We start from the raw sequence: 23,796 nt of genomic DNA on the forward strand, positions 1-23,796 counted from the left end.
GCTTCGCCACCCAGCGCGGGGCAAGCCCGCTCACTACAGTGGTAGACGATGAGGCCCTTGAGCCTTGCTGCGGCACCTACAGGGGTCCGGTGATCTGCTTAGGCAAGCGCTGATCAATCAGTTGGTACAACGCACTGTCCTGCGGCCAATTACGCATGAACCGCGCACGGTCCTTGGCATACGCCGGGGCGAAGCTGGCGGCGGAGGTGTGTTGGCACATCGCATCAAGGTCGATCAGCGACCAGCGGTCCTGGTCCCAGAACAGGTTGTGGCCCTTGAAGTCACCATGGCTGATGCGCTCGCGGATCAGTTCGGCGAACAGGTGATCCAGCGCCTGCAGTTCGTTCTCCGGCGCTTCACCGCTTTCAACATACGGCGCGAAGCGTTCGATGATGTCCGGGCCCGGCAGGTATTCGGTGATCAGGTACGCGCGGCTGCGCAGCCAGAAAAAGCGCTTCTCCAGCACGGCCAGCGGCTTTGGCGTGGCAATACCGAGGAACGCCAGGCGGTTGCCTTCGCGCCAGGAATGCCAGGCTCGACTCGGGCGCCAGAAACGTTTGAGCCAATGGGCAAAACCCTTGATGTTGTAGCGCTTGATCACCAGCGGCCGGCCAGCGACCTCGACTTTGGCGACGCTGGCGGCGCCGCCGGTTTTATACAAATGGCCTTGGTCCAGCAGCGCATCGGCCTGCTCAAGCACCGGCAACATCGCCGGCGCTTCTTCACGACGACTCGCGCGCAAAGCAAAGGCGCCACGCACCACGCTGAACAGCGTGCATTCGCGGCCGGTCTTGTTCAAAAAGTCCTTGAGGCGCCAGGCGCTGACTTTGCGCACCTGTTTCTCCAGGGCTTCCAGCGGCAGGGCGTGCTCGCCGTTGCTCAGCAGGTAGTACACCAGCAGTTCTTCGGTAAACGGCTCGAGGTTTTTTGGCAACTGAGCGAAAAACACCCCGAGGTTTTCCAGCACGCGGTTGCGCGACAGCGGCTTGCCGGCCTCTTCGACGCGAATCCCGGCACCGTCGATCAAATACAGCTTGCCGTTCTGGCGCAGCAGGTTGTCCAGGTGCAGGTCTTCCTGCCACAGCCCTTTGGTGTGCATCTGCGCTATCGCACCCAGCGCTTCAGCCAGCACGGCGGTTTGTTCGTCAGCCAACGGCGGCAACGCTTCGACGGCGTGCCAGGCATCTGCCAAGCTCTCGGCGCCCTCGATGAATTCGAACAGCAGCCAGCCGCCCTCGCCTTCCTGCAAGCCATCGGCCAACAACAATGGCGTGGTCAGGCCTTGCTCGGCCAGCAAACGCACGCCGCTGAGTTCACGCTGGAAGTGCCGCGCGGCCTTGCTGCCCACCAATAACTTGGCCAGTACCGGACGCCCGCGCCATACCGCTGCGCCGACATACCGCTCGCCCGGCAACACGCGCAGCAGGCTGAGCAGTTGCAGTTGGCCAGGGCCTGCGGCATCCGCCAGGTCCAGGGTAAGGGGCAGGCTCGGGGTGCGGCCGGCGCTTTTCAGCTCGGACAGGCGCATCAACGGTTCTCCTTGTGGCTACGTCGGGCCGTCAGGCGCTGCAGCCAACTGCCGACCAGTGCACTGTCCTCAGGCTGATCGAGGTAAGCGGCCAACAGCTGACGCACCTGCGCGTCCGACCACTGCGGCGCCCGGCGCAACAGCGGCTCGAGGTCCTTGACCCGGTCACGCCAGCCAAACAGCAACGGGCGGGTTTTCTCCAGGTCGATCAATTGCGCGGCATAACCGTCACCGGTCGCCTGCAGGAAAATATGCTTGGGGTAAAAACAGCCGTGCACCTGGCCGACGCTGTGCAGCCGGCGTGCCAGTTGGCCGCAGGCCAGCAGGATTGCACAGTGCTGGGCGTCGCTCAGTTGCGACCACTGCTCCAGCAAGGAATCCAGGTCATTCCAACCGTCGAGCGCGCGGGTCAGCAGCATCGCGCGGTGCTCGCCAGCGACCTTGCGCTCCCCGTAGAACGCCGCCTGCAACGCTGGAATGCCAAGGGTGCGGTAACGGCTGATATTGCGAAATTCGCGGGAAAAACTCGGCTCGCCAAACGGACGGTGCAGGCTGCGCGTCAGGTAGTTGCTCTGGCGCTTGAGGTAGTAGCCGTGGCCGTCGAGCTCCAGGCGAAACACACTGCTCCAGCCGCCACGGCTGGTATTGGGCTCGTCCACCGCCTCCAGCTGCTTGGCCCACAAGGCGTCGAACGTCGCCAGGCCGTTGCGCTCCAGCAGCGCACGGTCTTCAGCCGCCAGGAAATCACTCATTCGCGTCCCTCGAAAAACTTCACCACGTGGCGAATACGCCGTTTGTCCGACGCACTCAGGTGCCGGCTCTGACGGTACTGCAGGTAGAAGCGCAGGCGCTGGGTGGCGGACAGGTGATACTTGGCCACCTTGTCCAGGCAGGCCAGGTCTTTAGTGATACGGTACTTGAGCCAGAACCCGCGCCAGAAATCGCCGTTGGGGCAATCGATCAGGTACAGCGTGGACTGGTCGTCGATCAGCAGGTTGCGCCACTTCAAGTCGTTATGGGTAAAGCGGTGATCGTGCATGGTGCGCGTGTATTCGGCGAGCTGGCGGCTCACCGCGTCGACCCACTTGGGGTCGCGCAGGCGTGCATCGTTACGCTCGGCCAATACCGAAAGGTCTTCGGTTTTCGGCAACTCGCGCGTGATCATCGCGCCGCGCTCGTAGGCCAGGCCCTTACGCTCCAGCCCCCAGGCCACGACGTCAGCGGTGGGAATGCCCCACTTGGCGAAACGCTTGAGGTTCTGCCATTCGGACTTGACCCGCGGCTTGCCCAGGTAACGCCGCAGGCCCTTGCCGGCGCCGGTGTAGCGCTTGACGTAGTAATTGATCCCGCCGCGCTCCACGCGGATCACTTCCGACAACGGGTCGCGGGTCAGCCGCTCGCCTTGCAGGGCGAATACCGCTTCGAGGCTTCCAAAATCATCCGCCAGGGTGGCGTAAGCAGGTTCCAGGTTCCAACCCGCCATCAGATCGCGTCCCCATAACGTTGCTTGCGCGCATACAGCTTGTCGGCCTTGCGCTGCATCAGGCTCAACGATGCCGATTGCTCGGCCAGGATCTGGCGCAATGGCTGGCGGAAGTAACCCTTGAGGAAGCGCAGTTTGTCGCGACGGGTCAGGCCGATCTCCAGCGCCGAGTAGTACAGCGCGGACAGGTCCTTGTCGCGCCAGCGCAACGGCAGATGGGCACGCAGTTGGGCGCGGTGCAGGTCGATCACCGACAGCTTGATGTTGTTCGCATCAATGGGGCTGGAGGTGTCCAGCAAGAAGTGGCACAGGTAGCAATCGCGGTGATTGACGCCACCCCGGTGCATGTCGCCGACCATGCGCGCCAACTCGGCCGTGAGGGCGTGGCGCAACGCAGGTGTTGGCGGTTCGGCGACCCAGTTAAGGGTCACGTCTTCGAGGCTGATGGTCGGCGCCAGCTCTTCGGTGATGATGAACGAGTGCTGGTCTGCCGGGTTGCTGCCTTTTTCGCCGAAGGCCACGCCGGTCATGGTCGGTACGCCAAGCGCCTGCAAGCGGTGGATGGCGTCCCACTCCAGGCCGGCACCCAGTACCGGCAACTTGGCGGTGATCAGGTTCTTGAAGATTTCCGCCCAACCAATGCCGCGGTGGATTTTCACAAAATACGGGCGGCCAGCGACCTCGGTGCGCAACGTGCGACGCGCCGCCAACTCACGGAAGACCTGGCCTTGCAGTTTCTCGACTTCGGCAAAGGCATCAAGCCCGGCCCACAACGTCTTGAACGGTTCGGCAAGAATCAATTTCATCGTTTTGGCTCCGCCAGAATCACATCCGCAGCGTGCTGCGGCATGCTGTAGAGGTCGGCCGTCTCGGCAAAGGCCAACCCATTGCGGCTCCAGGCCGCGCGCTGTGCAGTGTCGGTGAGCATGTGCGTCAGGTACTGGTTGAGCTGGCTCTGCTCGAACGGCTCGTCCAGCACCAGGCCGCTGTCGGCTTCGGCAATGTAATGGGCATACCCACACACGGCCGAGACCAGCACCGGCAACCCGGCCACCAGGGCTTCGAGCAATACGGTACCGGTGTTTTCGTTGTACGCCGGGTGGATCAACAGGTCGGCGCCCAGCAGGAAACGCGGGATATCGCTGCGGCCCTTGAGGAACTGCACGTTGTCCCCCAGCCCCAGCGTCGCGCTTTGCAGTTGGAATACTTTGGGGTCGTCCTGGCCGATTACAAACAGGCGCGTGCGTTTTTTCAGCTCAGACGGCAGCGCGGCCACGGCCTTGAGGCTGCGGTCGACGCCTTTGGTCTTGAAGCCCGAGCCGATTTGCACCAGCAGCAGGTCGTCGTCGCCGAGGTTGAATTCCTGACGGAAACCCTCGCGAATCTCGGCGGCATTCGGCGGCGCACGGCGGTCCTGGGCAATGCCCGGCGGCAGCAGGTGGAAGCGCTCCAGCGGCGTGTCGTAATGCTTGATGAACAGCGGTTGCTGCACTTCGGAAATCATCAAGACCTCCGTCTTGGCGTCCTTGGCGAACACCGCACGCTCGTACTCGGCGAAGTGCTTGTAGCGACCAAAATAGCGGTAGAGCGAGTGGCGCAGGTTTTGCGCCTTGTCTTCAAAGCAGCCGTCGGCGGCGTAGTACACATCCAGGCCGGGCATCTTGTTGAAGCCAATCAAACGATCAACCGGGCGCTTGGCCAGGTCGGCTTCCATCCAGGCGCTGAGCTTTTCATTGCGCCGATGGTTGAAGAACGCCTTGACCGGCGCCACCAGCACTTCGAAGCCAGGCGGGATGTCGCCTTCCCAGATCAACGTGTACACACGAATCTGATGGCCGCGCTGCTGGCACTCCAGGGCGATGCGCATGAAGTCACGCTGCAGGCCACCGAAGGGGAAGTATTTGTACAGAACAAAAGCCAGTTGCATCAGTGCAGCTCCTCAGCCAATAACAACGTGCTCAGTCGGCTGGCCACACGCTCAGGGTTCAGGCGCGTGAAGCACAGGGGCGACTCGCGCTTGAGGTCGAACCGACGCAGGTCGTCGGCCGTCGGTTGGTAGGTACAGTGTTTTTGCAGGCACGGTGCGCAGGGGAAGTCACTCGCCAGATGAATCTGGCCCTTGCCGTAGGCGCCGGTGAGCCCGGGGTTGGTCGGGCCGAACAGGGAAATGGTCGGCACATCCAGCGCGGCAGCGAGGTGACCGAGACCGGTGTCCACCGCCACACAAGCACGAGCGCCGGCCAATACACGGGCGACACCGGCCAGGTTCAATTTGGGCAGTACTTCAGCGTTTTGCAGGCCCTGGGCCAGGCGCTCGGCGCGGGCCTTTTCATCAGCGGTGCCCCACGGCAACTTCACGTCCACGCCCAGTCGCCCCATGCGTTCGGCCAGCTCACGCCAATAGGCTTCGGGCCAATGCTTGGTGTCCCAGGTGGTGCCGTGCAGCAGCAACACGAACGGTTTTTTCGGCGGCAGGCCGAGCAATTTGTCGACACTCAGGCCATAGTCGCCCAGGCCTTTGGGCAAGTCGTAGCCGAGGGCGACGGCAAACAACTGGCGCAGGCGCTCCACCGCATGTTGCCCACGGGCCACGGCCAGGCGCCGGGAATAGAAGCGCGCGGCGATGGGCTCGCGGGCCGAGTGCTTGTCGAAACCCGCCACCGGTGCCCGCACATAGCGGGTCAGCCAGGCGCTTTTGAGCAGGCCCTGGGCGTCGATCACCAAGTCGTATTTGGTCGACTGGATGCGTTGCTTGAAACGCCGCCATTCGCCACTTTTAAGGGTCTGCCAGAGGTTTTTGCGCCAGCGGCGGATCGCCACCGGGATCACCTTGTCGACCGCCGGATGCCAGGTGGGAATCTCGGCGAAGCCTTCTTCCACCACCCAGTCGAATTGAATGCCGGGGATCGCCCGCGCGGCATCGGTCAGTGCCGGCAAGGCATGGATCACGTCGCCCAGGGATGAGGTCTTGATTACCAGTACGCGCAAACTATCGGACCTCGACCGCAGAGCCCTGCAACCGCTGCAAGGCCTCGTTCACCGGCTGCGGCAGCAACTGGCGCATGCAGTTGTAGTGGCCGAAACGGCAGGTGCGATCAAAACACGGGCTGCAATCCAGGCCCAGGCGTACCACTTCGACCTGGTCGGCCAATGGCGGGGTGAACCCCGGCGAGGTGGAACCGTATACCGCGACCAGCGGGCGGTTCAGCGCGGCAGCCACGTGCATCAGCCCGGAGTCGTTGGACACCACCGAATCGGCGCAGGACAACAAGTCGATGGCCTCGGCCAGGGACGTGTCGCCGCTGAGGTTCACCGCCTCTTCGCGCAGACCGGGGATCAGGCGCTGGCGAATGTCTTCACCCACCGGGTGGTCCTTCTTCGAACCAAACAGCCACACCTGCCAGCCTTCGCGGATCTTGGCCTCGGCGACCTTGGCGTAGTGTTCCGACGGCCAGCGCTTGGACTCGCCAAACTCGGCGCCGGGGCACAGCGCCAGGACCGGACGATCAAGTGCCAGGCCGAACTTGGCCAGGGCCGCGTCGCGGCTCACCGGGTCAATTTGAAGGCTGGGGCGCGGGTACGGCTTGGGCAACTCGGCGCCCGGCTCGTACGCCAGGGCCATGAAGCGTTCGATCATCAGCGGGTAGCGGGCTTTATCCAGCGTGCGCACATCATTGAGCAGCACGTAACGAAACTCGCCACGCCAGCCGGTGCGTTTTGGGATGCCGGCAAAATACGGCACCAGCGCCGATTTGAGCGAGTTGGGCAGCAGGATTGCCTGGTCGTATTGCCCCGCCAGGGATTTACCGATGCGACGGCGGGTCGCCAGTTCCAGGGCACCGTGGCCGAGCGGAAAGCTCAAGGCCTTGCGCACCTCGGGCATGCGCTCGAGGATCGGCCGGCTCCACTCGGGGGCGAGCACGTCGATCTGGCAGTCCGGGTAGCGCATACGCAAACACTGGAACAGTGTCTGCGCCATCACCATGTCACCGACCCAACTGGGCCCAACGATCAGAATATTCATGTAGTTTCCACAAACGATGCGGGGAGGCTTATGCCTCCCCGCCCTAATAGTGTTTCAGCTCAACCCCAGCGCCTGCCAGATTCGCATCACTTGGCGCCGTTCGTCGGCGAACTGATCCCCGGCCACCGTACCGGCCTCGTTCTGCAAGGCCTGGCGGTGTGCAGCGGAACGGTAGGCCTTATACACCTCACGCAGCAAATGGGCATCGGCGGCGGGCATCAAACCCACCTGCTCCAAGCCTTCCAGAATGCGGATATTGTCGGTGTAGCGCAGCAACGATGGATGCTGCGCAGACCACGCCAAAGCCGCGTATTGCACCATAAATTCAATATCGACGATACCTCCGGCGTCCTGCTTGAGGTCGAACGCCGCCGTGGCTTCAAAGGCGTTGGCGCCGGTGCCGGCCGTCGTGGCCTTGGTGCCCAGGTTGTCACGCATTTTCGCGCGCATCTCGCTGACCTCCTGGCGCAGCTTCGCCAAGTCCCTTTCGCGCCCCAATACTTTAGCCCGCACCTGCTCGAACGCCTGGCCCACGTCCTGGCTGCCGACCAGCACCCGCGCGCGGATCAGGGCCTGATGTTCCCAGGTCCAGGCTTCATTTTGTTGATAACGATCAAATGCGCCCAATGAACTGACCAACAGCCCGGACGCGCCGGAAGGTCGCAGGCGCATGTCCACTTCATACAGCTGGCCCGAGTTGGTCTGGGTGGTCAGCAGGTGAATGATGCGCTGGCCCAGGCGCGTGAAAAACTGCGCACCGTCGATCGGCTTGGCGCCATCGGTTTCAGCCTGCGGGTCGCCGTCATGGATAAACACCAGGTCCAGGTCCGAACCATGCCCCAGTTCGATCCCGCCGACTTTCCCATAACCGACAATGATGAACCCAGGATCGCACAGGGTGCCGTCCAACCGCTGCGGCGAGCCGTGGCGCGCAACGGTCTGGCGCCAGGCCAGGGCCAGCACTTGCTCGAGGATGGCCTCGGCGAGCCAGGTGAGATAGTCACTGACTTTCATCAGTGGCAGGCTGCCGGCGATTTCCGACGCGGCCACGCGCAGGCGGTGGGCCAACTTGAAGTGACGCAGGGCTTCCATCTGTTGCTCAAGGTCATCTTCGGGGATACGCGTGAGGCGCTCGCGCAGCTCGGCGGCCAACTCCGGCGCCAACGGTGGCTTGAACAGGCGGCCTTCGTTGAGCAATTCGTCGAGCAGCAACGGGAAGCGCGTGATCTGCTCGGCGATCCACGGGCTGGCGGCGCACAGGGTCAACAGGCGACGCAGGGCGTCGGGGTTTTCCGTGAGCAGTACCAGATAGGCGGAGCGCCGGGCCACGGCTTCCACCAGCGGCAACACGCGCTCCAACACCAGGTCCGGGTTGGCATGTTCGACGGCCTGGGCGAGCAGGCGCGGGATAAATGCATCCAGGCGTTCGCGGCCCAGGCGCTGCATGGCACGCAATTGCGGGCTGTTGCGCAGGCCGGTCAGCGCTTTGAGGGCCTTGGTCGCATCGCTGAAGCCGCCTTCGGCCAATTGGCGGCACGCAGCTTCGTCGTCTTGGGATTCTTCCCACAGCGGCAACCACTCACCGCCCACGACCAGTTCGCTCTCTTCACCCTCTTCTTCGTCTGGATCGGCAATGACTTGGCGGAAGTGCCAGTCCACCCGCCCGCGCCAGTACATCAGGCGCTCATGAAACGCGGCCCAGTCGGCGAACCCCAGCATAAAGGCAATGCGCGCCTGATCTTCCGGGTCGTCCGGGAGCATTTGCGTCTGGCGGTCGGCGATCGCCTGGATGGCATGTTCGGTGTAACGCAGGAATTCATAGCCATTGCGCAACTCGGCAATCACCGCCGGTGGCAAGTAACCCTGGCCCTCCAGCGTGCCGAGCACCTTGAGCAGCGGCCGCTGTTGCAGGCTGAGGTCGCGGCCGCCATGGATCAGTTGGAATGCCTGGGCGATAAATTCCACTTCGCGGATGCCGCCCGAGCCCAGCTTGATATTGTCGGCCATGCCTTTGCGCCGCACTTCCTGCTGGATCAACTGCTTCATGGTGCGCAGCGCTTCGATGGCGGAAAAGTCCAGGTAACGGCGGTAAACGAAGGGCCGCAGCATGTCGAGCAGTTGCGCACCGGCCACCTGGTCGCCGGCAACCACGCGCGCCTTGATCATGGCGTAGCGTTCCCAGTCACGCCCCTGGTCCTGGTAATACTGTTCCAGCGCGTTGAAGCTGAGCACCAGCGCGCCCGCCGAACCATAAGGACGCAGGCGCATATCGACGCGGAATACGAAGCCGTCGACGGTCATCGGGTCAAGGGCCTTGATCAATTTTTGACCAAGGCGGATAAAAAATTCCTGGTTGTCCAGGGCGCGTTTGACGCCGACGGTTTCGCCGCCCTCAGGGTAGGCGAAGATCAGGTCGATATCCGACGAGAGGTTCAGCTCCACCGCACCGAGCTTGCCCATGCCGAGGATCACCATGTGCTGCGGCTCGCCGCTGCGCCGCCCGGTAGGCGTGCCGAACTGTACGCAATGGCGCAGGTACAGCCACTGGTAAGCCTGGTCGATGCTTGCATCGGCCATGTCGGAGAGGTCACGGCAGGTTTGCACCAGGTCAGCCTGGCGGGTCAGGTCGCGCCAGATGATGCGCACCTGCTGGCGCGTGCGCTGGCGACGCAGGACACGGCCCAGTTGGTCTTCTGTTTCTGCTTGTTGCACGGCGCCAGCAATCTGCCCACACAGCTCGCCGGGCGCGAAACCACGGTCCAACTCGCCCCAGGCCACCAGTTCGAGCAACATCAAAGGGTCACGAACACTCTGTTCAATCACGAAATCACTGGCGGCGCACACGCGGGTGAAGTCGGCCCACCGTTGCGGCGTCCACGCAGAAAGTCCATGATCGTCGTCCAGCGCGGCCACGGCGTCACGAAATGACTGCTCGGCCCGCTGGGCTTTTGGCAAGAGAATGGCCGGCAGTTCGGCCAGTGTTGGCAGGCTCATGGTCTATCCTTGATCGGCGCGTAAATGGCTTGTTGCTGTGGACGTGATACCGGCGCTACATGAAGGACTGTCGAACAAAGGTTATAAATAGCTGAAAATTCATAGTTGTTGGCAGGGAACATTAAACTTCTACCTTTTCTTGTTCGCAAAAGATCAACAATAACGATTATGCTCACCAGCCAGACCGAGCCATACGCTCAGTCTTGTGTAGTTTTACTACTCGTATATACATTCGAAAGGCTGAAATGGCCGACGATTTGTAGTAAAACTACAGGACGCCGAAGCAACCTTCGGCCATCCAAGAATTTATGTCGTCTGCCCACAAGGCCAGTCGCAAACTTCAGGCAACCGATTCTGGTAGCCTTTCCGCCCTGGAGCAAGCCATGCAAGACCTCGATCCCGTCGAAACCCAGGAATGGCTGGACGCCCTGGAATCGGTTCTCGACAAAGAAGGCGAAGACCGTGCTCACTACCTGATGACCCGTATGGGCGAACTCGCGACCCGCAGCGGCTCGCAACTGCCTTACGCCATCACTACGCCATACCGCAACACCATCCCCGTTACCCACGAAGCACGCATGCCTGGCGACCTGTTCATGGAACGCCGCATTCGCTCGCTGGTACGTTGGAACGCCATGGCGATGGTAATGCGCACGAACTTGAAAGATTCGGACCTGGGCGGTCACATCTCCAGCTTCGCTTCCAGCGCAACCCTGTATGACATCGGCTTCAACTACTTCTTCCAGGCCCCGACCGACGAACACGGCGGCGACCTGATCTACTTCCAGGGCCACACCTCCCCAGGCGTCTACGCCCGTGCGTTCATGGAAGGCCGCATCACCGAAGAACACATGAACAACTTCCGCCAGGAAGTGGACGGTAACGGCCTGTCGTCGTACCCGCACCCTTGGCTGATGCCTGATTTCTGGCAGTTCCCGACCGTTTCCATGGGTCTGGGTCCAATTCAAGCGATCTACCAGGCACGTTTCATGAAGTACCTGGAAGCCCGTGGCTTCATCCCTGAAGGCAAGCAGAAAGTCTGGTGCTTCCTGGGCGACGGCGAGTGCGACGAGCCGGAATCCCTGGGCGCTATCTCCCTGGCCGGCCGCGAGAAGCTCGACAACCTGATCTTCGTCATCAACTGCAACCTGCAGCGCCTCGACGGCCCGGTTCGCGGCAACGGCAAGATCATCCAGGAACTCGAAGGCGTGTTCCGCGGTGCTCAGTGGAACGTGACCAAAGTCATCTGGGGCCGTTTCTGGGACCCACTGCTGGCCAAGGACGTCGACGGTATCCTGCAACGTCGCATGGACGAAGTCATCGACGGCGAGTACCAGAACTACAAGGCCAAAGACGGCGCGTTCGTGCGTGAACACTTCTTCAACACGCCTGAACTCAAGGCGATGGTTGCCGACCTGTCCGACGACGAGATCTGGAAGCTCAACCGTGGCGGCCACGACCCGTACAAGGTCTACGCGGCGTACCACGAAGCGGTCAACCACAAAGAACAACCCACCGTCATCCTGGCCAAGACCATCAAGGGTTATGGCACCGGTGCCGGCGAAGCGAAGAACACTGCGCACAACACCAAGAAAGTCGACGTCGACAGCCTGAAGTTGTTCCGCGACCGCTTCGACATCCCGGTCAAGGACGAAGAGCTGGAAAACCTGCCGTTCTTCAAGCCGGAGCCGAACAGCGCCGAAGCCCGTTACCTGAGCGAGCGTCGTGCCGCACTGGGCGGTTTCGTGCCACAGCGCCGCGCCAAGTCCTTCGACATTCCTACACCGCCACTCGATACCCTCAAGGCTATCTTGGACGGCTCGGGCGACCGTGAAATCTCCACCACCATGGCCTTCGTGCGGATCCTCGCGCAGCTGGTCAAGGACAAGGAAATCGGTTCGCGCATCGTGCCGATCATCCCGGACGAAGCCCGTACCTTCGGTATGGAAGGCATGTTCCGTCAGTTGGGCATCTACTCCTCCGTCGGCCAGCTCTACGAGCCAGTCGATAAAGACCAAGTGATGTTCTACAAGGAAGACAAGAAGGGCCAGATCCTCGAAGAAGGCATCAACGAAGCGGGCGCCATGAGCTCCTTCATCGCTGCCGGTACTTCGTACTCCAGCCACAACCAACCGATGCTGCCGTTCTACATCTTCTACTCGATGTTCGGCTTCCAGCGTATCGGCGACCTGGCGTGGGCAGCTGGCGACAGCCGTACCCGTGGCTTCCTGATCGGCGGCACCGCCGGCCGTACCACGCTGAACGGCGAAGGCCTGCAACACGAAGACGGTCACAGCCACATCCTGGCTGCCACCATCCCGAACTGCCGCACCTTTGATCCAACCTACGGCTACGAGCTGGCGGTGATCATCCAGGACGGCATGAAGAAGATGACCGAAGAGCAGCAGGACGTTTTCTACTACATCACCGTGATGAACGAGTCCTACCAGCAGCCAGCCATGCCGGCCGGTGTCGAGGAAGGCATCATCAAGGGCATGTACCTGCTCGAAGAAGACACCAAGGAAGCAGCGCACCACGTACAGCTGATGGGCTCCGGCACCATCCTGCGTGAAGTGCGTGAAGCGGCGAAGATCCTGCGTGACGAGTTCAACGTCGGCGCTGACGTGTGGAGCGTTACCAGCTTCAACGAACTGCGTCGCGACGGCCTGGCCGTAGAGCGCAACAACCGCCTGCACCCAGGCCAGAAGCCACAACTGAGCTATGTCGAAGAATGCCTGAACGGCCGTAAAGGTCCGGTCATCGCGTCCACCGACTACATGAAGCTGTTTGCTGAACAAATTCGCCAGTGGGTCCCGTCCAAGGAATTCAAAGTCCTGGGCACCGACGGTTTCGGCCGCAGTGACAGCCGCAAGAAGCTGCGTCACTTCTTCGAAGTTGACCGTCACTTCGTGGTGTTGGCAGCCCTGGAAGCCTTGGCTGACCGTGGTGAGATCGAACCTAAGGTGGTGGCTGACGCTATCGTCAAGTTCGGGATCAACCCGGAAAAACGCAACCCACTGGACTGCTGAGGAGACTTTTTGTGAGCGAACTCATTCGCGTACCTGACATCGGCAGCGGTGAAGGTGAAGTAATCGAGCTGTTTGTGAAGGTCGGCGACACCGTCGAAGCCGACCAGAGCATCCTGACCCTGGAGTCGGACAAGGCGAGCATGGAAATCCCTGCTCCCAAGGCCGGCGTGGTCAAGAGCCTGAAAGTGAAGCTGGGCGACCGCCTGAAAGAAGGCGACGAACTGCTGGAACTGGAAATCGAAGGGGCTGCTGATGCAGCGCCTGCGGCGGCGCCTGCCGCCGCTGCCGCACCCGCGCCTGCTGCTGAAAAACCTGCTGCTGCCGAGGCCCCTGCAGCCTCTGCGGCTGCAGAACCTGCCGCCGCCAGCGTTCAGGACATCCACGTCCCGGACATCGGCTCGTCGGGCAAGGCCAAGATCATCGAGCTGCTGGTCAAGGTCGGCGACACCGTCGAAGCCGACCAGTCGCTGATCACCCTGGAGTCCGACAAGGCCTCCATGGAAATCCCTTCGCCGGCCGCCGGCGTGGTGGAAAGCATCGCGGTCAAGCTGGAAGACGAAGTCGGCACCGGTGACTTCATCCTCAAGCTGAAAGTACAAGGCGCTGCGCCTGCAGCCGCTCCAGCACCGGCCGCCGCTCCGGCTGCCAAGGCTGAAGCTGCTCCGGCTGCTGCCGCCCCTGCGCCTGCTGCAAAAGCTGAGGCCGCTCCGGCCCCTGCTGCTGCCGCGCCTGCGCCAAGTGGTGCCAAGGTTCACGCCGGTCCTGCCGTGCGTCAATTGGCCCGTGAATTCGGCGTTGAGCTGAATGCTGTGTCGGCAACCGGCCCTCACGGCCGCGTGCTGAAGGAAGACGTGCAGGTCTACGTCAAATCCATGATGCAAAAAGCCAAGGAAGCGCCGGCTGCCAGTGGCGCTACCGGTGGTTCGGGCATTCCGCCAATCCGCACCGTGGACTTCAGCCGCTTCGGCGAAACCGAAGAAGTGCCGATGACCCGCCTGATGCAAATCGGCGCGTCGAGCCTGCACGCGAGCTGGCTGAACATCCCGCACGTGACTCAGTTCGACCAGGCCGACATCACCGACCTGGAAGCTTTCCGCGTTGCGCAGAAAGCCGTGGCCGAGAAGGCCGGCGTGAAACTGACCGTGCTGCCACTGCTGCTCAAGGCGTGTGCGCACCTGCTCAAGGAACTGCCGGACTTCAACAGTTCGCTGGCGCCAAGCGGCAAGGCGATCATTCGCAAGAAATACGTACACATCGGCTTTGCGGTCGACACCCCGGAAGGCCTGCTGGTACCGGTCATCAAGAACGTCGACCAGAAGAGCCTGCTGCAGCTTGCCGCTGAGGCTGCTGCGCTGGCTGCCAAGGCCCGCGACAAGAAGCTCACCGCAGACGATATGCAGGGCGCATGCTTCACCATCTCCAGCCTCGGTCACATTGGCGGCACTGGCTTCACGCCAATCGTCAACGCGCCGGAAGTGGCGATCCTGGGTGTGTCCAAGGCCACTATCCAGCCAGTGTGGGACGGTAAAGCGTTCCAACCGAAGCTGATGCTGCCACTGTCGTTGTCCTACGATCACCGCGTGATCAACGGCGCCGCAGCTGCACGCTTCACGCAGCGCCTGAGCCAACTGCTGAACGACATCCGCACTATCCTGCTGTAAGCCACAGCGGCCTCCTCCGCACCGAGGAGGCCTGTCGGCAACGATTTTCGAGCGCCACGCTCGTACCTCAACCCCGCCACTTGGCGGGGCTTTTTTTGCCTGCGTTCCGCGCCTGAATTTGGACAATACAAACAGGTTTGTACACCTTCCATCGCTCCGATTGAAGAAACCCCTCACGCGGCCGATAACCCCCTTATAGCACTTAGCCTTCATCCTCTCTTGTCAGCCCGCGCCGCATGATGCAACCTTGCCGCAGGCAACCGAAAAGAGGGCGTGAGCCCGGCGCCAAGTGCGTTATTTCAAGTGAGTCTCCCCATGAAAAGCCAGCCCGATGTCGCCCGAATGGCGGCCGAGGTAGTGACGCAGTTACCGGTGCCTTCGCGCCTCGGTATGCTGCGTTTCGAGCGGCTTAATGAGGCAAGCTGGGCCCTTCTTTACCTCGACCCCAATTGCGAACGCCAATTCGGCCTGTCAGCCGTCGAGCTTTGCGCCCTGATCGGTACGCCATATGCCAGCCTGATGGAGCCCCAGGCGCGCTACGAATTGCACGACACCATCCAGCAGCAACTGGCCCTGAGCCCTCACTATCTGGTGCGCTACACCCTTCACACCAGCGACGGCCCACTGAGCCTGCTGGAAATGGGCGAAGCCTACAAACAACACAATCGCCATCTGCTGCGCGGCTACCTGATGGTGGTCGATGGCCTGTTCAGTGAAATCCCCACTGCCGTTCCCACGGCAGACCTGGAAAACCAGAACAGTCGCCTGCAGATCGCCCTGGAGCTCAACCAGCGCGCCCAACAGGAACAGCTGCAGCATCTGGAGCGAGTCCGCGCCCAACAGGAGTTGATCCTGCTGCTGGCCCGACAGCGCTACACCACCCATAACTCGTTGCAAGAAGCGGCGGAGCTGATCACCCGCAGCGCCTGTGACATCTACCGGATCGACTGCGCCAGCATCTGGAACCTCGAAGGCCAACGCCTGGTGCCCATCTCGGCCTACCACCGCGACGACCAGCAGCACCACCTGCCCGAATCCATTGACGCAAGCTGCTTCCCGGATTACCTCGAAGCCCTGCACACCAGCCGCGCCATTGACGCCACCAACGCCTTACGCGATCCGCGTACCCGGGAAATGGCCGAGAACAAAGACATTCACGCCATGCTCGACGCGAGCATCCGCGTCGATGGCCAGGTAGTCGGCGTGCTGTGCCTGGAACAAAGCGGCTGCACGCGCGCCTGGCAGGCCGATGAAATTGCCTTTGCCGGCGAGCTGGCGGACCAGTTCGCGCAAGTCATCAACAACCACAACCGCCGCACCGCCACCAGCGCCCTGCACCTGTTCCAGCGCGCCGTGGAGCAAAGTGCCAACGCCTTTCTGCTGGTCAACTGCGACGGCGTGGTGGAGTACGTCAACCCGAGCTTCACCGCGATCACCCAGTACAGCGCCGAAGAGGTCCACGGCCACCGCCTGGCGCAATTGCCGGCACTGGAGAACCTCAGCGAATTGCTTTTCGACGCACCGTCGAGCCTCGCCAAGAGCAACAGCTGGCAGGGTGAATTCAAGAGCCGGCGCAAGAACCTCGAACCCTACTGGGGCCAGTTGTCGATTTCCAAGGTGTACGGCGACAACCGAGAGCTGACGCATTACATCGGCATCTACGAAGACATCACCCAAACCAAGCTGGCCCAGCAGCGCATCGAGCGCCTGGCCTACACCGACAACCTGACCAACCTGGGCAACCGCCCGGCGTTCATCCGCAACCTCGATGAACGCTTTGCACGTGACAGCGACAGCCCGATCAGCCTGTTGCTGGTGGACATCGACAACTTCAAGCGCATCAACGACAGCCTCGGCCACCAGACCGGCGACAAACTGTTGATCAGCCTCGCCCGCCGTTTGCGCAATAGCCTGAGTACCGGCGGCAGCCTGGCGCGCTTTGCCAGTAACGAGTTTGCGGTGTTGCTCGACGATACCGACCTGGAGACCGGCCAACTGGTGGCCAGCCAACTGCTGGCGACCCTCGACAAACCGATGTTCGTCGACAACCAATTGATCAGCGTCACCGGCTCCGTGGGCCTGGCCTGTGCGCCGCTGCATGGCCGCGACCCGCAAACCCTGATGCGCAACGCCGGCCTGGCCCTGCACAAGGCCAAGGCCAACGGCAAACACCAGGTACAAGTGTTTACCGAAGCGCTGAACGCCGAGGCCAGCTACAAGCTGTTCGTCGAGAACAACTTGCGCCGCGCCCTCACCCAGAACGAATTGGACGTGTTCTACCAGCCCAAGCTGTGCCTGCGCAGCGGCCGCCTGTTGGGCATGGAAGCACTGTTACGCTGGAACCATCCGGAAAAGGGCATGATCCGCCCCGACCAATTCATCAGCGTGGCGGAAGAGACTGGCCTGATCATCCCCATCGGCAAATGGATTGCGCGCCAGGCTTGCCGCATGAGCCGGCAGTTGACCGCCGCAGGCATGGGCAACCTGCAGGTGGCGATCAACCTGTCACCCAAGCAGTTCTCCGACCCGGACCTGGTGGCCTCGATTGCCACGATCCTCAAGGAAGAACGGCTGCCGGCCAACCTGCTGGAGCTGGAGCTGACCGAAGGCTTGCTGCTGGAGGCCACAGAAGACACGCGCCTGCAACTCGACCAGCTGAAAAGCTTCGGCCTGACCCTGGCCATGGACGACTTCGGCACCGGTTACTCGTCGCTGAGCTACTTGAAAAAATTCCCCATCGATATCATCAAGATCGATCGCAGCTTCATCCACGAAATCCCGGATAACCAGGACGACATGGAAATCACCTCCGCCGTGATCGCCATGGCCCACAACCTCAAGCTCAAGGTCGTGGCCGAAGGCATCGAGACCGCCGAGCAACTGGCGTTCCTGCGCCGGCATCGTTGCGACGTGGGCCAGGGTTACCTGTTCGACCGGCCAATCCCCGGCGCAGAGCTACTGGCGATGCTCAAACGTTACCCGCGCGGGCCAATCGCCTGACAGCGTCGTAACACTCGGGCACACTGGCGGTCTGAATCTTTACTGCTAACTCAACCTGACGAGAGGACTGATCATGGTCTTGCGCTCGGAAATTCTGGTGAACAAAAACGTGCTGCCTACTCAAGAACAAGCTCTGCCTGGTCGTGAAACCCCAATGGCGCTGCCAGAGACGCACTTCGTCAACGGCAACCCGCTGCTGGGTCCGTTCCTCGATGACGTCGGCTTTGCAATCTTCGGCCTGGGTTGTTTCTGGGGCGCCGAGCGCAAGTTCTGGCAACGCGACGGCGTGGTCAGCACCGTGGTCGGTTACGCCGGCGGCTATACGCCGAACCCGACCTATGAAGAAGTCTGCTCGGGCCTGACCGGCCACAGCGAAGTGGTGCTGGTGGTGTATGACCAGGCCAAGGTGAAATACGAAGACCTGCTGAAAATGTTCTGGGAACTGCACAACCCGACCCAGGGCATGCGCCAGGGCAACGACATCGGCAGCCAGTACCGTTCGGTGATCTATGCGACCACCCCGGAGCAACTGGCGGCGGCAAAGGCCAGTGCCGAGGCTTATCAAGGTGAATTGACCAAGGCCGGCCTGGGTGTGATAACCACAGAGATCGAAGAGGCGCCGACGGTGTACTTCGCCGAAACGTATCACCAGCAGTACCTGGCGAAGAATCCGCAGGGCTATTGCGGGATCGGCGGCACGGGCGTGACCTGCCCAATCTGACGCTATACCCAGACGAACAGGGTCATGTAGTGAGCGGGCTTGCCCCGCGCTGGACTGCGAAGCAGCCCCAACACCTCACACTGCGGTTTACCTGAAACATCTCAGTGGATTTATTGGGGCTGCTACGCAGCCCAGCGCGGGGCAAGCCCGCTCACTACAGTTATTCAGCGATCAGCCAATCCATTTGCCACCCACCCTGGGTCTGGCCAAGCTTCTTGGACAACCACGGCAGCAGCTCACGCAGTTCCTCTTCCAGACCCCACGGCGGGTTGGCGATCGCCAGGCCCGAGCCGGTCAGGGTGTTGGGGGTGTCCAGCGGGTGCACCAGCAATTCCACACGCAACAACTTTGGTGCACCGGTACCGGCCAGGTCCTGGTAGAAACGGCGCAGCATGCGCTGGTCCTTGACCGGGTACCAGATGGCCGCGACGGTCTGGCGCATGCGGCCCACGGCTTCCTTGAGGGATGCGGCGCAGCGTTGCATTTCGTCGAGCTTCTCGAACGGCGGATCGATCAGCATCAACGCGCGCTTTTCCGGCACCGGCAGCAAGGCACGCGGCACATGCCAGCCTTCGCCCAGGTGCACTTTGACACGGCGATCACCCTTCATGTTGTCCTTGAGCAGCACGCCGTCTTCCGGGTGCTTTTCATTGAGCAGCACTCGGTCCTGGGGCCGCGTCAGGCGTCGCGCCAGCTCCGGCGAACCGGGGTAGTAGCGCAACTCGCCATCCGGGTTCATCTCATGCAGCACGCGCATGTAGTCGGCGGTCAGCGGCGGCAGGTCGCTTTCGCCCCACAGGCGGGCGATGCCTTCCAGGTACTCACCGGTGCGGTTGGCCTGGTCGCCCTGCAGGTCGTACAGGCCAATGCCGGCGTGGGTGTCGAGGTAGGCGAACGGCTGCTCCTTGCGCGACATCAGGGCGATGAGACGGGTCAAGGTCAGGTGTTTGAAGACATCGGCATGGTTGCCGGCGTGAAAGGCGTGACGATAATTCATGGTTGCTCCTGCGCAGGGGGCGAAGTTTACCTTTTACGCGGGCTCAAGTGCAGGGCGGCGTGCCGGGCGGTGCTTATGTCGAAAAGGCAGGCTTGCGACTGAAAAAAATCTAAATGCCGGCGCCGGGGCGGATTTATTGTGGCGATCCACCATCCAGGGAGGTCAGTAACCCCATGAAAGACGCCACCATCGCGCTGCACCACGGCTTCAAGTCGGACCCGACCACCAAGGCCGTCGCCGTGCCGATCTACCAGAACGTCGCGTTCGAATTCGACAACGCCCAGCACGGCGCCGACCTGTTCAACCTGGATGTGCCTGGCAACATCTACACGCGGATCATGAACCCCACCAATGACGTGCTGGAGCAGCGCATCGCCGCGCTCGAGGGCGGTATCGCAGGCCTGGCGGTATCGGCGGGCAGCGCGGCCATCCACTACGCGATCCAGACCCTCACCCGGGCGGGCGACAATATCGTCACCACCCCGCAGCTCTACGGCGGCACATACACCTTGTTCGCGCACTTGCTGCCGAGCTTCGGCGTCGATGTGCGTTTCGCCCGTGATGACTCTGCCGCCGCCATCGCGGAACTGATCGACGACAATACCAAGTTGGTGTACTGCGAAAGCATCGGCAACCCCGCGGGCAATATCATCGACATCGAAGCCCTGGCCAACGTCGCCCACGCCCGCGGCGTACCGCTGGTGGTGGATAACACCGTGGCCACGCCGATCCTGTGCAAGCCGATCCAGTTCGGTGCCGATATCGTGGTGCACTCGGTCACCAAATACATCGGCGGCCATGGCAACTCCCTGGGCGGCGTGATCGTCGACAGCGGCACCTTCCCCTGGACCGATTACCCGGACAAATTCCCCGGCCTCAACACCCCAGAGCCCGCTTACCACGGCGTGGTCTACACCGAAAAATTCGGCCCTGCCGCTTTCATCGCCCGCGCTCGCACCGTGCCGCTGCGCAATACCGGCGCGGCGCTGGCACCGATGAATGCCTTCCTGCTGTTGCAAGGCCTGGAAACCCTGGCACTGCGCATGGAGCGCCATACCGAAAACGCCTTGAAAGTCGCGCAGTTCCTGCAAGGGCATGCCGATGTGGAGTGGGTCAGCTACGCCGGCCTGCCGGATCATCCGCACCACGCACTGGCGCAGAAATACCTGCAGGGCAAACCCTCAGCGATCCTGTCCTTTGGTCTGAAGGGTGGCTACGACGCCGGTGTACGCTTCTATGACGCACTGCAAATCTTCAAGCGTCTGGTGAACATCGGCGACGCCAAATCCCTGGCCTGCCACCCCGCCTCCACCACCCACCGGCAGATGAACGAGCAGGAACAAGCCAAGGCCGGCGTAAAGCCGGAGATGATTCGCCTGTCGGTCGGCATTGAGGCGATTGAAGACCTACTCGAAGACCTGCAGCAGGCGCTGGGTTCAACTCAGCTCTGAGGCCAGGTAGTCGGCCAGCGCCTGATAGTGGGTATCCGCACCGCGCGCGAAGTAGGCGACCTTGTGCTGCAAGGTCGTCGGTGCACAGGCGGTGTAGAGGTCGGGTCGTTGCTCTTCGAGCCATTGCAACAGGTTGTGGATAAGGGTGTGTGGCGATTGCTCAGCCAGGTGCTCCAGTAACGCTGATGGCACTCGCCACCATGGGCTGGCCTTGGCCGCAGTGACCGGGCCCGTCGCGCCCGCCAGCGACTGGCCATTGATCAGGTAGCGCTGGAAAACCGGCAATATCTCATCACTTCGCTGCTGAATGATCGGCAGAAACTGCGCCCCATCCCAAAAGCGCAAAAACACTTCCTGGCCATCCGGTAGGAACACCTTGGTCAGGCTTTGCAGGTGTGCAATCACGCTTTCCAGCGGGCTGGACGATACGGCCAGCCAGCCCCAATCCATAGCATCAGTGGAAGCGGCCCACTCAAGGAATGGGCTGTCCGGCTCGACAACAGCCACATAGGGCATGACCTCCGCCCACGTCGCATAGGCCGTGCCGGCCCACACGGATTGTGGCGAGGTTCCGGCGGCAAGCGCTCGCCAAGCCTCCAGGGGCTTGGCGTCACTGGCAGCGCCCATGACCGCGAAGATCTGTTCACCCGCACGCAAGGGTTGAAGCATCGGCATACAGTCCTTTTAAGGTTGGGGTGCATTGCTGTGTCGGAGGAGATCGCACTGGCCGTTCTTGCAGCGCTCACACTCTTCGCAAAACGGTGCGCTACGCTTGAAGCTGGCCACTTGCACACGGCTCAGCGGCGCCGGAATCACGGCCAGTAACGTCTCTTTCACGCCAGGCATCAACGGTGCGGCCGCCGGAGCGGGCGAGCTGCCAAGCTGGATCGGCACACTGCTGAAAATCCCACCGGCCGACAGCGTAATCGACTGCCCACCCGCCTGGATCGTGACAGTCGCGCCCGCATCAATGACGACGCTTTGCCCTGCCCCTATCTGAATAGTCCGCTCGGCGCGCACCTGCTGCGAACCGGCGACCACCACGTGATCATCCTGCTTGAGCTGCGTCAGACGATTGCCGTGGGTAATGCGCTGCTCTTCACCGCGCAACTCATGGTGCGACTCGCCACCCACGGTGATACGACGCCCGTTATCGACCTGCACCTGTTGATCATGCAGTACATGCTGCGTCCAATCCCGCTGGGCGCGCAGGTAAATTTCCTCGGCGCCCTTGCGGTCCTCGATACGTAGCTCGTTGTAGCCACCGCCGCCCGGGCTGCTCTGGCTGCGCAAGATACTGCGGGTCTTGTCCGCCGGCAGGTCGAGGGGCACCTGGGTCGCCGCGTTGGGCAAACAGCCCATCACCAACGGCATGTCCATGTCGCCATTGACGAAACCCACCAGCACTTCCATGCCGACTCGCGGGATCAGCACCGAACCATAGCGATCATGCGCCCACCCACTGGCAACCCTCAGCCAGCAACTGGAATGGTCGTTATGTTCACCGGCACGGTCCCAGGCCAGTTGCACCTTGACCCGGCCGTACTCATCGCAATGGATTTCACTGTCGGCGGGGCCGGTCACCACGGCATGTTGATAACCCGAGATCACTGGGCGCGCATGCTCGTCCAGAGACGGGCGGAAAATCACGTCCCACGGCGCGGCAATAAAGTTGTTGCGATAACCCTGGCGAAAGTCCCCACCGGCGACCTCGGTCACAGCCTCTTCCAGGACTTGCGGTTGTTTACCCTCGTGGGTCACGTGTGTCGCCAACCACAGGCCATTCCAGTCTCCCCGTGGGTGGCCCGCCAGCCTGAGGAACCTGCCGCCGGCCAATGCCGGCTCATCACCGTTGCCATGGGCGATGCGGTAATCACTGCGATGACGCTCCAGGCCTCGCTGCGCAAGGTATTTGCCATGGGCGCGGTCGCTGAAATGACCGGGGTAATCCTGCGTTTCAAGCATCGGAAGCTGCTCGCCAGCGACCGCGCTTTCCAGGCCCAGGTTCGGCTTGCGAAAGTCGTAATCGCGCAGGTTCACAGCCGTGGTGCGGGTCTGCACCTGCACCGCAAACCGCTTGATTGCCGGGGTATCCGCCACCATCCCGGAACCGGGGGTGTAAGGCGTGGGCTGTTCGGGCTGGGCAAAGACCGTCTGGTCATCCCCAAACACCAGCAAATGCCCCTCGGCCGAATGCTGGAAGTGATAGTGAATGCCCAACTCCGCGCACAGCCGCTGAATGAACGCCAGGTCAGTCTCGCCAAACTGCACACAATACTCGCGCTCGGGGTAGGCACCGCTGAGCCGGAATTCGAAGCGGTCACTCTGGATGCCCTGCCCCTCCAGTACCTGCGCAACAATCTGCGGCACCGTCTTGTGCTGGAAAATGCGCTGGTGGCTGCTGTGCGCCAGATAGGCCAGCTGCGGCACAAGCGTCAACTGATAACGCGTCAGGCGCCGTCCGGAATCGCCCTGCGCCACCCGGTAGACCAGCCCATGAACACCATGGCCCTGATCATCGAACCCGAGATACACCTGGCGATGCAGCAAGCCTTCCAGGTCGAGATCGGGCTGTTCGCTGACCAACTCGAGATCAAAATGGTAAGGCTGGCTGATGGATTCACGGCCCGTAAACTCGAACACCTTGAGTTCACTGAGCTCACCGTCGAGGGACAGGGTAAAGGCACTTTGATTGGCAGGAGCGAACATCCGGTGTTTCTCTGCGAGGGGTGGGGGGCTGATTTTGCATCACTGTTCCCCCCTCCTGGGCCCGCCCCGGACAAATCAGTAAAACCCTACACAAACGCGTCGGAATCCTCTTCGGAGCGGCGTAAAACACAGGCAAAAAAAGGCCCGCTATCCGTAGGACGCGGGCCTTTCTCTCAACTCAACAGGCGATTAATGCCCG

At 61.9% G+C, this 23,796-nt stretch carries 16 protein-coding genes; 5 read left to right on the forward strand and 11 right to left on the reverse strand.

Translation table 11 applies throughout. The features are described from left to right. Nucleotides 1-76 precede the first annotated feature (76 nt). The 8 genes from K7431_RS15915 to glnE are packed head-to-tail and all read right to left on the reverse strand — an operon-like array spanning nucleotide 77 to nucleotide 10,029. Nucleotides 77-1,528 carry a lipopolysaccharide kinase InaA family protein gene (locus K7431_RS15915; protein ID WP_012721868.1) on the reverse strand — a complete coding sequence of 484 codons (1,452 nt, stop codon included), beginning with the start codon at nucleotides 1,526-1,528 and terminating at the stop codon, nucleotides 77-79. Continuing rightward, nucleotides 1,528-2,280, reverse strand: coding sequence for a lipopolysaccharide kinase InaA family protein (locus tag K7431_RS15920; protein ID WP_012721867.1), 753 nt, complete (start codon nucleotides 2,278-2,280; stop codon nucleotides 1,528-1,530). Before K7431_RS15920 ends, K7431_RS15915 begins: the two co-directional genes overlap by 1 nt. Then, nucleotides 2,277-3,011, reverse strand: coding sequence for a lipopolysaccharide kinase InaA family protein (locus K7431_RS15925; protein ID WP_012721866.1), 735 nt, complete (start codon nucleotides 3,009-3,011; stop codon nucleotides 2,277-2,279). Before K7431_RS15925 ends, K7431_RS15920 begins: the two co-directional genes overlap by 4 nt. After that, entirely contained in the window at nucleotides 3,011-3,817 is an 807-nt protein-coding gene (rfaP, locus tag K7431_RS15930) for a lipopolysaccharide core heptose(I) kinase RfaP (protein WP_012721865.1), read from the reverse strand. Before rfaP ends, K7431_RS15925 begins: the two co-directional genes overlap by 1 nt. Beyond that, a complete protein-coding gene (locus K7431_RS15935; protein WP_012721864.1) occupies nucleotides 3,814-4,938 on the reverse strand; it encodes a glycosyltransferase family 4 protein in 1,125 nt (374 codons plus the stop codon). Before K7431_RS15935 ends, rfaP begins: the two co-directional genes overlap by 4 nt. Continuing rightward, on the reverse strand, nucleotides 4,938-5,999 hold the full coding sequence (gene waaC / locus K7431_RS15940) for a lipopolysaccharide heptosyltransferase I (RefSeq protein ID WP_012721863.1): 1,062 nt from the start codon (nucleotides 5,997-5,999) through the stop codon (nucleotides 4,938-4,940). Before waaC ends, K7431_RS15935 begins: the two co-directional genes overlap by 1 nt. Before the next feature lies 1 nt (nucleotide 6,000). Next, nucleotides 6,001-7,035, reverse strand: a complete 1,035-nt coding sequence (gene waaF, locus K7431_RS15945; protein WP_012721862.1) for a lipopolysaccharide heptosyltransferase II — start codon at nucleotides 7,033-7,035, stop codon at nucleotides 6,001-6,003. Between the two features lie 54 nt (nucleotides 7,036-7,089). Beyond that, the gene (glnE, locus tag K7431_RS15950) at nucleotides 7,090-10,029 is read right to left on the reverse strand and encodes a bifunctional [glutamate--ammonia ligase]-adenylyl-L-tyrosine phosphorylase/[glutamate--ammonia-ligase] adenylyltransferase (RefSeq protein WP_012721861.1); all 2,940 of its coding nucleotides are present in this window, start codon (nucleotides 10,027-10,029) and stop codon (nucleotides 7,090-7,092) included. 383 nt (nucleotides 10,030-10,412) lie between these two features. Here glnE and aceE point away from each other — a divergent pair, with 383 nt between their 5' ends. The 4 genes from aceE to msrA all read left to right on the forward strand — a co-directional run bounded on the left by aceE (nucleotide 10,413) and on the right by msrA (nucleotide 18,440). After that, nucleotides 10,413-13,058, forward strand: a complete 2,646-nt coding sequence (aceE, locus tag K7431_RS15955; RefSeq protein ID WP_012721860.1) for a pyruvate dehydrogenase (acetyl-transferring), homodimeric type — start codon at nucleotides 10,413-10,415, stop codon at nucleotides 13,056-13,058. A gap of 11 nt (nucleotides 13,059-13,069) precedes the next feature. Then, nucleotides 13,070-14,719 carry a dihydrolipoyllysine-residue acetyltransferase gene (gene aceF, locus K7431_RS15960; protein ID WP_012721859.1) on the forward strand — a complete coding sequence of 550 codons (1,650 nt, stop codon included), beginning with the start codon at nucleotides 13,070-13,072 and terminating at the stop codon, nucleotides 14,717-14,719. A 315-nt stretch (nucleotides 14,720-15,034) separates the two neighbouring features. Then, on the forward strand, nucleotides 15,035-17,719 hold the full coding sequence (locus K7431_RS15965) for a putative bifunctional diguanylate cyclase/phosphodiesterase (protein WP_012721858.1): 2,685 nt from the start codon (nucleotides 15,035-15,037) through the stop codon (nucleotides 17,717-17,719). A 73-nt stretch (nucleotides 17,720-17,792) separates the two neighbouring features. Beyond that, a complete protein-coding gene (gene msrA / locus K7431_RS15970; protein WP_012721857.1) occupies nucleotides 17,793-18,440 on the forward strand; it encodes a peptide-methionine (S)-S-oxide reductase MsrA in 648 nt (215 codons plus the stop codon). A 160-nt stretch (nucleotides 18,441-18,600) separates the two neighbouring features. Here msrA and K7431_RS15975 read toward each other — a convergent pair whose 3' ends face one another. Next, nucleotides 18,601-19,437 (reverse strand): 23S rRNA (adenine(2030)-N(6))-methyltransferase RlmJ, encoded by an 837-nt coding sequence (locus tag K7431_RS15975; protein WP_010213693.1) that lies wholly within the window; start codon nucleotides 19,435-19,437, stop codon nucleotides 18,601-18,603. Nucleotides 19,438-19,610: 173 nt separating this feature from the next. Between K7431_RS15975 and K7431_RS15980 the strand changes: the two genes are divergently transcribed. Next, nucleotides 19,611-20,888, forward strand: a complete 1,278-nt coding sequence (locus tag K7431_RS15980) for an O-acetylhomoserine aminocarboxypropyltransferase/cysteine synthase family protein (RefSeq protein ID WP_012721856.1) — start codon at nucleotides 19,611-19,613, stop codon at nucleotides 20,886-20,888. On the opposite strand, the gene K7431_RS15985 is transcribed toward K7431_RS15980, so the two are convergent. Beyond that, nucleotides 20,874-21,557 (reverse strand): DUF4123 domain-containing protein, encoded by a 684-nt coding sequence (locus tag K7431_RS15985; protein ID WP_043204675.1) that lies wholly within the window; start codon nucleotides 21,555-21,557, stop codon nucleotides 20,874-20,876. The two genes, K7431_RS15980 and K7431_RS15985, sit on opposite strands and share 15 nt — an antisense overlap. A 15-nt stretch (nucleotides 21,558-21,572) precedes the next feature. After that, entirely contained in the window at nucleotides 21,573-23,597 is a 2,025-nt protein-coding gene (locus tag K7431_RS15990) for a type VI secretion system Vgr family protein (protein ID WP_012721854.1), read from the reverse strand. Nucleotides 23,598-23,796 lie beyond the last annotated feature (199 nt).

The organism is Pseudomonas fluorescens group sp. (genome assembly GCF_020093335.1).
Taxonomy (GTDB): domain Bacteria; phylum Pseudomonadota; class Gammaproteobacteria; order Pseudomonadales; family Pseudomonadaceae; genus Aquipseudomonas; species Aquipseudomonas petroselini.